Annotated in this window: 9 protein-coding genes; 3 read left to right on the top strand and 6 right to left on the bottom strand. The window is 34.2% G+C overall.

The window, feature by feature from the left end; translation table 11 throughout:
* Positions 1-25: 25 nt before the first annotated feature.
* The 4 genes from FYC62_RS05345 to FYC62_RS05330 form a co-directional block, all read right to left on the bottom strand.
* Positions 26-2,614 (bottom strand): phosphoenolpyruvate carboxylase, encoded by a 2,589-nt coding sequence (locus tag FYC62_RS05345; RefSeq protein WP_149074207.1) that lies wholly within the window; start codon positions 2,612-2,614, stop codon positions 26-28.
* 156 nt (positions 2,615-2,770) lie between these two features.
* The gene (locus tag FYC62_RS05340; RefSeq protein WP_149074206.1) at positions 2,771-3,949 is read right to left on the bottom strand and encodes a tetratricopeptide repeat protein; all 1,179 of its coding nucleotides are present in this window, start codon (positions 3,947-3,949) and stop codon (positions 2,771-2,773) included.
* A gap of 41 nt (positions 3,950-3,990) precedes the next feature.
* Positions 3,991-6,588, bottom strand: a complete 2,598-nt coding sequence (gyrA, locus tag FYC62_RS05335; RefSeq protein WP_039452596.1) for a DNA gyrase subunit A — start codon at positions 6,586-6,588, stop codon at positions 3,991-3,993.
* Between the two features lie 131 nt (positions 6,589-6,719).
* Positions 6,720-7,016 (bottom strand): Rieske (2Fe-2S) protein, encoded by a 297-nt coding sequence (locus FYC62_RS05330; RefSeq protein ID WP_149074205.1) that lies wholly within the window; start codon positions 7,014-7,016, stop codon positions 6,720-6,722.
* A gap of 73 nt (positions 7,017-7,089) precedes the next feature.
* Between FYC62_RS05330 and FYC62_RS05325 the strand changes: the two genes are divergently transcribed.
* Together FYC62_RS05325 and FYC62_RS05320 are read left to right on the top strand one after the other, a co-directional pair.
* Positions 7,090-7,713, top strand: coding sequence for a 7-carboxy-7-deazaguanine synthase QueE (locus FYC62_RS05325; RefSeq protein WP_237612940.1), 624 nt, complete (start codon positions 7,090-7,092; stop codon positions 7,711-7,713).
* A 38-nt stretch (positions 7,714-7,751) separates the two neighbouring features.
* Entirely contained in the window at positions 7,752-9,668 is a 1,917-nt protein-coding gene (locus tag FYC62_RS05320) for an OmpA family protein (protein ID WP_149074204.1), read from the top strand.
* On the opposite strand, the gene kdsA is transcribed toward FYC62_RS05320, so the two are convergent.
* On the bottom strand, positions 9,661-10,467 hold the full coding sequence (gene kdsA, locus FYC62_RS05315; protein WP_205943838.1) for a 3-deoxy-8-phosphooctulonate synthase: 807 nt from the start codon (positions 10,465-10,467) through the stop codon (positions 9,661-9,663). The genes FYC62_RS05320 and kdsA overlap by 8 nt on opposite strands.
* 22 nt (positions 10,468-10,489) lie before the next feature.
* On the bottom strand, positions 10,490-12,679 hold the full coding sequence (gene recQ / locus FYC62_RS05310) for a DNA helicase RecQ (RefSeq protein WP_149074202.1): 2,190 nt from the start codon (positions 12,677-12,679) through the stop codon (positions 10,490-10,492).
* A 91-nt stretch (positions 12,680-12,770) separates the two neighbouring features.
* On the opposite strand from recQ, the gene FYC62_RS05305 reads away from it, so the two are divergent.
* A complete protein-coding gene (locus FYC62_RS05305) occupies positions 12,771-13,736 on the top strand; it encodes a KpsF/GutQ family sugar-phosphate isomerase (RefSeq protein WP_149074201.1) in 966 nt (321 codons plus the stop codon).

Genomic DNA, 13,736 nt, shown 5'->3' with positions numbered 1-13,736 from the left:
AGGCTCACTTAACGTTTTTTATGTGTTATGCAGAGTTTCTGGCTGCATTTACAATACCATAAAGGGTTCTTAGTATAAGCTTGTTATAAATCAGTTTTTGCGCATCAGAAACATCATCTGATAAGGATTTGATAATAGCATATCTTTGGATGATAACTAAAGGCAATACAATTTTTTCTCTTAAAGAGATAGAGCGCTTATCTGTCGGATAATTTTCCATCAACGTTTCTGTATTAGAGAGTTCTAATAATAAACTTTGGGTAAGGTCAAATTCAGCCTTCATACCTTTCCAGAAATCGCCAAATGTAGCATCCTCAGATAAATACTCGGTTAATCTAAAATCAGCTTTGCTCATAGACATCATACAATTATCCACAACCGTTTTAAAGAAACCAGAGTTTTTATACAAGCTTTTTACTTGCTCCCACTGTCCAGATTCTTTCAAAGTCTTTAAAGCTGTACCCACACCATAGAAACCTGGGATGTTTAATTTAGCCTGACTCCATGAAGTAACAAAGCTAATAGCTCTTAAATCCTCCAATTTCAATTCTGCATCAGAGTTTCTTTTTACTGGTCTACTACTGATATTGATTTGAGATAGCATTTTTAATGGAGTTTGTACCTCCATAAATTTCAAGAATAAAGGATGTTTCCTTAAATCCATGAACGCATGATAACTTATTTCTGCCATTTGAGAGAAAAGTACTTTCTCATCATCATTCATAGTATTGCTACCTTGTTTTTCTAGAGCAGAATTAATACCAGCATGAATCAATTGCTCCATGTTATTGGTAGAGCTTTCATAAGTTCCGTAATGCGAACTAATGGTTTGGCCTTGTACCGTCATTTGGATTTGCTTGTTAGCGATATCTTTTCCAAATGAAGCATAGAATTTATGAGTTTTACCTCCACCCCTTGCTGGTGGCCCTCCTCTGCCATCAAAAAAGGCTAAATCAATATCGTACTTTCTAGAAACAGCTGTTAAGCTAGATTTTGCGTAGAAAATAGAATAGTTGGCCATCAAATAACCGCCATCTTTGGTGCTATCAGAGAAACCCAGCATAATAACCTGACGTTTCTTTCTAATTTCAAGATGTTGGTTATAAATAGTATGCGTATATAAACTTTCCATCACGTTATCGGCAAACTTTAAATCGTCGATAGTTTCAAAAAGTGGTACAAAGTCTACATCTAGTTCTTCTGCTTTCCAACCACTCCATAAGAATAGTTGTTTTAACTGAAGAATATCAGATGCTTTTTGGCAATTACTAATGATAAACCTATGGCAAGCTCTTTTTCCATTATCTGTTTGCATTTTTTTAATTAAACGGATAACATCTAAAGCATCTTTACTTAGCTCTTCAAAAGAGCTGTAATTGGTAAAATCGGCTTCGTTTAAAGGTATTGCAGCTATTTTTTCTTCTTCACTTAAATCAAAATAGTTTTCTGGTAAAAGACCTTTTAACTCTTTTGATTCTATACACTCTTTAAATAGCTTACGTAAAATACGACTGTCTTGTCTGATGTCTAAAGAAGCAAAATGGCAACCGAAAAGCTTAACCTTCCAAATCATATCATCAACAAGCTCAATAAACAAACTATCGTGATGATTAACAAGAACCTCTTTAACTTTTCTTAAATTGCTTAATAAGGTTTCTTTAATGTTTAAGCAAGATGTATTTTGCTGGTAAGCATTATTATAGATAAGGTTTTCTAACTCTTCTAAAGATTGCTCGGTACCGTTAAAAGTAATTCTACGTTTTAGTTTCTTAAAATCTCTGTAATAGCATCTAAAAAGTGCTTGTCTTAAGAAAACAGATACTTGTTTCGTTGTTTCGGCTGTTACGAAAGGATTTCCATCTCTATCGCCTCCAGGCCAAAAACCTAATTCTATTAAACTATGGTTTCCTAAATTAAGTTTAAAAACTTCCTCTAGGTTATTGTGTACGTCTGATGCTGTTTGGTAAAGTATATTTTCTAAATACCAATTTAAGCTAACCGCTTCATCAACCGGGGTTGGCTTTTTCTTCTTGAAGAAAGGTGTTTTACCCAACTGTTGTAAAAGAAGATTGATAGCATTAACATCATTATTTTTGATAGCCTCGGTTAAGTCTGTCATGATACTTAATACCGGACCTGGATAAAACTGAGTTGGGTGTGCTGTTAAAACCAATCTCAATTTAAATTCTCTTAAACAATCCTGAATACGTTTGTACAGCTCTTCATCTTCTAAAGCACTGCTCATTAAGGTACTTAAAGAGCTTAAGTCTTCGTTAGATCTTGTCTTCACAAAAGCAGCATCTTCCACAGCATCAAAAAGTACAACTTGCCTTTCTATGTATTGAATAAATCTAAAAAGTAAGTCGGTAATTTCATGTTGGTCTGTAATACCTTTTTGTTTAGCAAAGAAAGACTCTATAATATCATCAGGTCTTTGTTTTTCTTCTACTCCACTCTCGCAATGCGCAAAGAAATAAGGAAGTGCTAAACCTGTATTTTTTACACGATAAAATGGTAGCGTGAGGAAAAGACTGTTGTATAATTCGAACTTTGTAGTGATTTCGTTTTTAAATACAGTCTCTTTGGAATTTAGTTGAGGTCTTAGTGTAAACATAATTGGGCGAAAATTACGTTAATCTCAAAATCAATCCAAATAAAATTGCAATTAAAAGCCAAAATAAATGATATTTCATTAAAAAAATAAGCTTTTAAAAACAAATAGCTCGCAAATTGCGAGCTATTTGTTGTAATTTTTAAAAGAAAGACTCTTTTACATTTGGTCTAATTGCTTTTTCAATTCAGCAGCTTTGTCTAACTTATTTAGTTTTACATAAACTTCTCTTAGCGCTTTAGCCACGTTTCTATCTTTAGGATTCAATTCTCTTGCTTTCTCTAATAATGGAGCCGCTTTAGTTAATTGAGCGTTAAATTGACTTTTTAAAGCGTTATATTTTGCTTCAGTACCTTTATTATTAGGTAAGGCGTTAGCTTGGTTAATAAAAGCATTTCCTTTATCAATATAAATAACTGCAAGGTTATAAACAGCATCAGCATAAGATGGATCTATTTCTAAAGCTTTATTATAAGCTTCTTCTGCTTTATCTAATTGTTTATTAGAAGCATATGCTACACCAGCAACAAAATGTAAGGTTTTATTTTTAGGCTCTTGAGCAATAGCGCTTTCAATCTTAGAAATTTGCTTGTTTGCTTGGCCTCTTGCTAAATAAACATTCAACTCATCGTAAATCAAGTTCAAGTTGTTTGGATGAACTGCTCTACCTGCTTCAATAACTTTTAAAGCACTATTAGTATCGGCTTTAGCCATATATAAACGACCTAACTCTTGGTATAAAGAAGGGTTTTTAGTATTTAATTCTAAGGTTTTATTGTAATACTTGATAGCCTCATCTGTCATTTGGGCACTGTTAGCTGCAATTGCAGTATACATGCTAAATAAAGAGTCTTTAGGCATTACATCAGAGATGTACTTGAAAGAAGTATAAGCTGTTTTATAATCTTTTTTATTGAATGCAGAAACACCTCTGTTTTGCATCACAATAGAAAGGTTTCTTTCAGAACTTTCGATGTTGTTTTTCTCTTTTCCTTCTTTATCTAACTCTTTAGCTTTTGCAATAGCCTCTTGTGCTGTTTTAAAAGCAGCATCAGCATTACTCATATTAACAGTATCTGTTACAGCAATAGCCGAGTAAATTAAAGCTTTATAACCCCAAGCATCCGGAGCGTTTAAAGTTTTTTCATGAACCGTGGCTTTGTCAATAGATGCTTTAGCTGTGTTTAAAGTTTCTAATTGCTTCTTTGCTGAGGCTTTTGTTTGCGTACCTACTTCAAAAATTGCATAAGTGTTTTTTGCAGCACTAATTTCAGATTTTTGAGCCATAACAACTGTACAAAGACTTAATGCTACAAGGCTCGATAATAGTTTTTTCATTTTATGATTAATTGTATATGTTAAACGATTAATTATTTTATTTATTCTGCTGTTTCTTCTCCTTCGTCTTCAACTGCATCGTCATCATCCTCGTCTATATCTTCATCAGCAAGATCTGCTTCAATAACTTCAATATCCGTTACAATTGCGTCAGTATCTTCCTCAGCTGTTTCATCATGCTCTACTTTAGCAACAGAAGCAATCTCATCATTAGCTTTAAGATTTATCAACCTTACCCCTTGTGTGGCTCGTCCCATAACTCTTAAATGGCTCATCGCAATTCTGATAACGATACCTGATTTATTGATAATCATTAAATCATCTTTATCGGTAACGTCTTTAATAGCTACAAGTTCGCCAGTTTTATCAGTTACTTTAATGGTTTTAACACCTTTACCACCACGGTTGGTTACTCTGTAATCTTCTAAATCTGTACGTTTACCGTATCCTTTTTCAGAAACTACTAAAATGGTTGCTTCAGGAGAATCAATACTAATCATACCTACCACCTCATCTTTATCATGAGCTAGTCTTAAACCTCTTACACCGGTAGCTGTTCTACCCATTGGTCTTACCGTAGATTCATTAAATCTAATTGCTCTACCAGAACGTAAAGCCATAATAATTTCTGAAGAACCCGTAGTTAAGTTTGCTTCTAATAGCTCATCACCATCATTAATATTGATAGCATTTATACCATTAGTTCTTGGGCGACTGTAAGCTTGAAGCGTAGTTTTCTTAATGGTACCTTTCTTGGTGCACATCATAATGAAATTGTTCTCTAGATAGTCTTGGTCTTTAAGATTAACAACTTTAATGTAAGCTCTTATCTTTTCTTCTTTTTCAATATTGATGATGTTTTGAAGTGCTCTTCCTTTGCTTATTCTTGTTCCTTCCGGAATTTCAAATACCCTTAACCAGTAACATTTACCTTTATCTGTAAAGAATAATAAATAGTTATGGTTAGATGCGATGAAAATATGCTCAATAAAATCTTCATCCCTTGAGGTTGAACCCATAGAGCCTTTACCACCTCTTCCTTGTGTTCTATACTCGGTTAAAGGAGTTCTTTTGATGTAACCTTCTCTTGAGATGGTGATTACAACATCCTCATCCTCAATGAAATCTTCTGTTAAAAGTTCAGCTGCAGAGTGTACAATTTCTGTTCTTCTTTCGTCGCCGTATTTCTCTTTGATCTCGGTTAATTCATCCTTAATAATTTGCATTCTTAAGCCTTCATCATTTAAAATAGCTTGTAAACGCTCAATTAATTTCATCAACTCCGCATATTCCTCTTTAATCTTATCTCTTTCAAGACCTGTTAAACGACGCAGCGTCATGTCTAAGATAGCTCTTGCCTGAATGTCTGTTAAACCAAACTGACTGATTAAGCCTTCACGGGCATCATCTGGCGTTTGCGAGCTTCTGATTAATTTTATAACCTCATCTAAATGGTCTAAAGCAATTAATAAACCTTCTAAAATATGAGCTCTTTTTTGAGCCTCGTTTAGCTCAAATTTGGTTCTTCTGATAACAACCTCATGCCTGTGGTCAACAAAATGTCTTATTAAATCTTTAAGATTTAAAAGCATTGGTCGGCCATTAACTAAAGCAATGTTATTAACGCTAAAAGAAGTTTGTAAGGCCGTGTATTTATAAAGGTTGTTAAGTACGATAGCTGCGTTAGAATCTCGTTTAATTTCATAAACGATACGCATACCATCTCTATCAGACTCATCTCTGATCTCAGAAATACCTTCAATTTTCTTCTCGTTAACCAACTCGGCGGTACGCTCAATCATCATCGCCTTATTCACTTGATAAGGGATTTCTGTAACAATGATACGCTCTCTTTCGTTACCAAAAGTTTCAATTTCTGCTCTACCACGCATCATCACCCTACCTCTACCCGTTTCAAAAGCTTCTCTTACGCCTTCATAACCATAAATAAAGCCTCCGGTAGGAAAATCAGGAGCTTTAACATGTTTCATCAGCTCACTTATCTCGATATCTCTATTATCAATTAAAGCGGCTGTAGCATCAACAATTTCACTTAAATTGTGTGGAGGCATATTTGTTGCCATACCAACAGCAATACCCGATGCTCCGTTAACCAAAAGGTTAGGGAATTTGGAAGGTAAAACAGTAGGCTCTTCTAAGGAATCGTCAAAATTTAGACGGAAATCAATGGTGTCTTTATTGATGTCTGCCAATAGCTCTTCTGCCATTTTTTTGAAACGAGCCTCGGTATAACGCATCGCAGCGGGCGAATCGCCATCTACAGATCCAAAGTTACCTTGCCCATCTACCAAAGGATAGCGTAAAGACCAAGGCTGTGCCATACGCACCATGGTATCATAAACAGATGCATCACCATGTGGGTGATACTTACCTAATACCTCACCCACAATACGGGCAGATTTCTTATAAGGTTTATTACTTGCCAAACCTAAGTCTAACATACCAAATAATACCCTTCTGTGAACCGGTTTTAAACCGTCTCTTACATCAGGTAAAGCCCTGGAAACGATAACAGACATTGAATAATCAATGTATGCTGACTTCATTTCCTCCTCAATATTAATAGGTATAATTTTGTCGTGTTGGTTTTCGTTTTGATTATCAGTTTCTTCGGCCATATTTAAAATATTCTATAAAAGAAAGTGCTTATGTAAAAGCATAACTGCGAAGTTAATAAATTAGATGTAATTGCTTCTTCCTGTGGAAAAATTCTTGAATGTTAATCAAGATATCATCCACCAAGGTTTTTTTATTTGGATAAAACGCCATTATCTTCAATTTTTAGAGGATAAGTTCTCAGGTAATCGCCCTGCCCAATTTTGCCCTTTCCGGTTTTTAAACAATATCCATAACGATGTATGGGGCAAATGATATAACCTTCCTCGCACCAAGCACTACTTAAATCGGCACCAGCATGTGGGCATTTAGAAGCAAAAGCATAAAATTGATGTTGATATTGGGTAATATTAATTTTCTTATGGTACACTTTAATTTGTACCATAGATTCAGGTTCTGGAAGGTAATCTAAAACTTTAATCCACTGCATATTAGCTTCTACTCTATAAAAACAGGATTTTTAAGCAAAATAGCATTATCTTTGCAAAATTAAAAAGATTAGCTTGAAGAATTTTATCCCAGAAGACGGCACTTTACTTCCTTTAATGGAAGAGTTTTATACCATACAAGGCGAAGGATTTAATACAGGTAAAGCGGCCTATTTCATTAGATTAGGTGGTTGTGATGTAGGTTGCCATTGGTGTGATGTAAAAGAAAGCTGGGATGCTGATTTACATCCGCTTACGCCGAGTGATGATATTGTTAATAATGCAACGCAATATCCGGGTAAAGCAGTTGTGATTACTGGTGGAGAGCCTTTATTATACAATCTTGATTACCTCACCAAAAAGTTAAAAGAAAACGATATTTTAACTTTTATTGAAACTTCTGGTGCTTATCCCTTATCTGGCAATTGGGATTGGATTTGCTTATCTCCAAAAAAGTTTAAAGCCCCTAACCCATCTATAGCAAAGTTTGCAAATGAGCTCAAAATTATCGTTTTTAATAAGAGTGATTTTGCCTGGGCAGAGGAACATGCTTTATTAGTTGGCCCCAATTGTAAATTGTATTTACAACCAGAATGGTCTAAGGCTAATGAAATGCTTCCTTTAATTATAGATTATGTAAAGAATAATCCAAAATGGGAAATATCTTTACAAACGCATAAATATTTGAATATCCCCTAATAATACATAATTTAGTTAACTGAACTTAAATTATACAGATGAGATTTTTATGCTGTTTCTTATTGTTAAGCATAAGTATACTATGCTTTGGACAGGATAAATATTCCTCAAAAGATAAGACTGCTATTAGGAGTTATGAGAAAGCCAGTTATTTCTTAGATTTAAATCGTTTTACAGAAGCAAAAGTAGAACTAAATTATGCTGTTAAACAAGATGCTGAATTTATTGAAGCCTATTTATTATTAGCTGATGTTTACAGGGTAACTTTTGATTTGGTTAACGCTAAACTTACCTATCGTAAAGCATTTGCTATCCATCCAGATTTTGCCCCAGAAAGGTATTTCTATTTAGCCGAATGCGAAATTAAAACCGGAGATTATAAAGAAGCCATCATCCACCTAAATCATTATCTTTCTAAAGCTAAGCCACAAGAAGCTAAAAGGTTAGCTTTAACAAATAAGTATCTTAAAGATTGTGATTTTGCACTATTAGCCCTTAAAAATCCGGTTTCTTTTAAACCTGAGAATTTAGGTCCGAGTGTGAACACCAGCGATCAAGAATATTTAGCTGCTTTAACAACAGACGAAAATACTTTAATTTTTACCCGTCAGATTAATAACAACGAAGACTTTTACATCGCTAAAAAGAAAAATGCTAACTGGGAAAAAGCAAATTATTTAAGTACCAATATCAATACGCCTAATTATAATGAAGGTGCACAATGTATCTCTCCTGATGGGCAATTTCTTTTTTTTACAGGCTGCAACAGACCAGATGGTTTGGGCAGATGTGATATTTATGTATCACAAAGAGAAGGTGATGGCTGGAGTAAGCCTGTCAATTTAGGAAACCCTATCAATACCAAAGGCTGGGAATCTCAACCCTCTATTTCTGCAGATGGTAGAACTTTATATTTTGTGAGTGACCGTGAAGATGGTTTTGGAAGTTATGATATCTGGAAAAGCGAGCTTACAGATGATGGTAAATGGGCTAATCCTATCAATTTAGGATCTAAAATAAACACTCCTTATGATGAGCAATCGCCATTTATTCATCCAGATAATGAAACTTTGTATTTTTCATCTAACGGTTGGGTAGGTTTAGGTAATAAGGATATTTTTATTTCTCGTTTAGATAAAAGTGGTAATTGGTCTGATGCCCAAAATTTAGGCTACCCTATTAATACGTATGGAGAAGAAAGCGGTTTAACCATTAATGCATCTGGAAATAAGGCATTTTTCTCTTCCAATAATTTTAATGGCTTTGGTGGTTTTGATATTTATTCTTTTGATTTACCCAATGCTTTAAAACCTAAAACGGTTAATTATGTAAAAGGTAAAGTTTATGATGCGCAAACCCAACAACCTTTAGATGCCGTGGTTGATATTATTGATTTAAGAACAGAAAATTCTCTTTACGCTTCTTATGCCAATAAAGTTGATGGAACCTTTATGGCTACCCTACCCCATGATAAATTATACAGTTTAAATGTTTCTAAAAAAGGCTATTTATTTTATTCTGAAAGCTTTTCTGTAGAGCACCATAAACTTGGCGAACCTGTTTTTTTAGATGTTCCTCTACATAAAATTGCCGTAGGTAATAAAGTTATTTTAAGAAATATTTTCTTTGATTCTAATAAGTTTAACATCAAAACAGAATCTAAAGTAGAACTTGAAAAACTAATAGAATTTCTAACAGAGAACCCTAAAGTGGTTATAGAAATAAGAGGCTTTACAGATGATATAGGCGATAATCAGTCTAATTTATTACTATCTCAAAATAGGTCTAAATCTGTTTATAACTATCTTTTAACAGCTGGAATTAACGAAAACAGAATTAAATATAAAGGCTTTGGAGAATCAAATCCTATTGCAGATAATCTTACGCCTGAAGGAAGGGCTAGCAATAGAAGAACAGAGTTTGTGATTACAGAAATCAGAGAAACTATTAAATAATAGCTTCTCTAATTCTGATTAATTTCTTTAACAAATCTTCCAATAAATCTAATGGTAACATATTCGCACCATCAGATTTGGCATTTTTTGGGTCGGGGTGTGTTTCTATAAAAAGTCCATCAGCACCAACAGCAATAGCAGCTTTAGCAATGGTTTCTATTAAGGCAGGTTTACCGCCTGTAATCCCCGATGTTTGATTGGGCTGCTGTAAAGAGTGTGTACAATCCATCACCACAGGCACATCAAAACTTCTCATTTCTGGTATCCCCCTAAAATCAACGATTAAATCCTGATATCCAAAGGTATTACCTCTATCTGTTAAGATAACGTTATTATTTCCTGCATCTTTAATTTTATCTACAGCAAATTTCATAGAGCCAGCAGATAAAAACTGTCCCTTTTTAACATTTACATATTTGCCTGTTTGTGCAGCTGCTATCAGTAAATCTGTTTGTCGACATAAAAAAGCAGGTATTTGCAGAACATCTACATAAGCTGCGGCCATTGCTGCATCCGTACTTTCGTGTATATCAGTTACCGTAGGTACATCAAAAGTTTGAGAAACTTTTTGTAGTATTTTTAGTGCTTTTTCATCACCAATGCCCGTAAAAGAATCAACCCTAGAGCGGTTGGCTTTTTTAAAAGAACCTTTAAAAATGAAAGGTATTTGCAGCTTATCGGTAAGCTCAACAATTCTTTCAGCTATTCTTAAAGCTATATCCTCACCTTCTATAGCGCAAGGGCCAGCCATTAAGAAGAAATTGTTGGTATGGGTGTGTTTTAATTTGTCTAGTTTCATCATGTTGCTATAAGTTTATGTTTTAGTTTCCTAACTCAGACATAAACTTGATTCTCATTAATTGTATTTCTTCGCGGTTATAATCATCAGAACCTAAATCTTCTAAAGCTTTATCAATAGAGTCTACTTCTGCGGTTTTAAAGTAATCAAATACTTCGTCTTGTCTATCTTCATCAATAACCTCATCAATAAAATAGTTCAAGTTTAACTTGGTACCAGAACTTACAATAGATTCTACTTCTTTCAGTATTTCTTCATAAGTAATGCCTTTAGACGCCGCTATATCTTCTAAAGAAATTTGTCTGTCAATATTTTGGATGATAGAAACCTTTAAAGCAGATTTATTAGCTGTTGTTTTAACAACAAAATCTATTGGCCTATCAATATCATTATCTTCAACATATTTATTGATCAGTTCTATAAAAGGAGTTCCAAATTTAGAAGCTTTACCATTACCAACGCCAGAGATATGTTTCAGCTCATCCATATTGATAGGATAATGCGTACACATTTCTTCTAAAGATGGATCTTGGAAGATAACAAAAGGAGGCAGATTTTTTTGCTTAGCGATTTTCTTCCTTAAGTCTTTTAACATCTGCAAGAGCTGCGTATCTAAAGCGCCGCTACCATGTTGCACAGCTGAATCATCATCCTTTTCAGGGATATCCATAGGTCTGTTCATCACAAACCTTAAAGCGTAAGGACTAGTAAGGTAAGACTGACCGTTTTTGGTTAACCTTAACAAACCAAAATTATCTACATCTTTAGCTAAGAAATTATTTAAAACAGCTTGTCTAAGAACAGATTTCCATAAAAATAAGCCTTCTGCTTTGCCAGAAGCAAAATATGAGGATTGGTGATGCTTATAAGACTGAATTTGTGCGGTTTCTTGTCCCATCAATACGTTAATGACATAATGGTCGTCAAACTTTTCGCCAAATTCTTGCACCATATTTAGCACTTTACTTAAATGCTCTTCAGCATTAAAAGATTGTTTTTGTGCCCGGCAGTTATCACACATATTGTTACAACCTGCCTCGTTAAAGTTTTCTCCAAAATAATGCAGAATTTGTTTTCTTCTACAAACGGCAGATTCAGAGTAATCTATAACTTCTTTTAATATTTGCGTACCTATTTCTCTTTCAGAAACAGGCTTATCTTTCATAAACTTAGCTAGCTTTTCTACGTCTTTATCAGAATAGAAAGCTAAACAATGCCCTTCTCCTCCATCTCTACCTGCCCTACCCGTTTCTTGGTAATAGCCTTCCATACTTTTAGGAATATCATGGTGTATCACATATCGTACATCAGGTTTATCTATACCCATACCAAAGGCAATGGTAGCCACTATTACATCCACATCTTCCATCAAGAATTTATCTTGTGTATCGGCTCTTACTTTAGGGTCTAAACCAGCATGATAGGGTAAAGATTTAACACCATTTATCTCTAAAGCATTAGCTACCTCTTCAACCTTTTTACGGCTTAAACAGTAAACAATACCAGATTTTCCAAGATTGCTTTTTACATACCTGATGATTTCTTTTAAAACATCAGATTTAGGTTTTACCTCGTAATAAAGATTAGGGCGGTTAAAAGATGATTTGAAGATATTTGCTTTAGTCATCTGCAAATTCTTCTGAATATCATGCTGTACCTTTGGTGTTGCTGTTGCCGTTAAAGCAATAACAGGTATATTTTCTCTAATATTATTGATTACCTGACGGATTTTTCTGTACTCAGGTCTAAAATCATGTCCCCATTCTGATATACAATGGGCTTCATCTACAGCCACAAAAGAAACCGTTATAGATTTTAAGAAGTCTATATTTTCTTGTTTTGTTAAAGATTCTGGCGCAACATATAAGAGCTTGGTTTGCCCAGCAGTTACATCTTCTTTAACTTTTGTGATTTCTGTTTTGGTTAAAGATGAATTTAAAAAGTGCGCAATACTATCATAACCTCCAAAAGCCCTTAATTGGTCAACCTGATTTTTCATCAAGGCAATTAACGGAGAGATAACAATTGCTGTACCTTCGCTCATAAGCGCTGGTAACTGGTAACAGATAGATTTACCGCCTCCAGTTGGCATAATAACAAAGGTATCCTTCTTTTCTAAGATACTGGTTATAATAGCTTCCTGGTCTCCTTTGAAATTATCAAAGCCAAAAAACGTTTGTAAATTATCAATTAATGATTTTTTAATCTGCATTTTTAAGGAAAAATTAACCTATGCTAATTTTAAACATCAAAATAACATATTTTTGTGATTATATAACATTAAAATTTAAACTTTTTTCATTTTGAAATCACCTCAAGAAATTCTTGATATAGCCAAAAGAACCTTAGTGACTGAATCACAGGCGATTCTAAATTTATCTTATAAATTAAATCATGATTTTTATCATCTTGTTGAGGCGATATTAAATCTTAAAGGAAGGGTTATTATGACTGGCGTTGGTAAAAGTGCTATCATCGCACAAAAAATTGTGGCCACGTTTAACTCTACCGGAACGCCCGCTATATTTATGCATGCTGCCGATGCTATTCATGGTGATTTAGGCATCATACAAAAAGATGATTTGGTGATATGCTTATCAAAAAGTGGTAATACAGCAGAGATTAAAGTTTTAATTCCGCTATTGAAACAAGCAGACAATAAACTAGCCTGTATTGTAGGCGATATGCAATCTTATTTAGCGCAACAATCTGATTATAAATTAGATGTTACTGTAGAAACAGAGGCTTGTCCGCATAATTTAGCCCCTACTACCAGCACCACCGCCCAGTTAGCTATGGGCGATGCTTTGGCAGTAGCTTTATTAGAATGCAGAGCTTTTAGCAGTGCAGATTTTGCGAAATATCATCCCGGCGGTTCGTTAGGAAAACGCTTATACCTAAAAGTACAAGATTTATCGGTTTTAAATGAAAAACCAGAAGTTCATCCTGATGCAAGTATTAGAGAAGTTATTTTAGAAATCACGAAAAAAAGACTTGGTGTGGTTGCTGTAACATTAGAAAATGAATTAAAAGGTGTAATTACTGATGGAGATTTACGAAGAATGATGGAAAAATTTACTTACTTTGATGAATTATCTGCCAAAGACATCATGCATGCTCAACCAAAAACCATAGCAAGTGATGAATTAGCGGTTAATGCATTAAAATTGATGAAACAGCATAATATTACACAGCTTATTGTGACTAAAGACCATAACTATAATGGTGTGATACATTTGCATGATTTACTTAAAGAGGGAATTATATAA

This window comes from Pedobacter aquae (genome assembly GCF_008195825.1).
Lineage (GTDB): Bacteria > Bacteroidota > Bacteroidia > Sphingobacteriales > Sphingobacteriaceae > Pseudopedobacter > Pseudopedobacter aquae.
The sequence above is the reverse complement of the archived record's forward strand: the minus strand, read 5'-3'. Positions and strand labels throughout refer to the sequence as shown.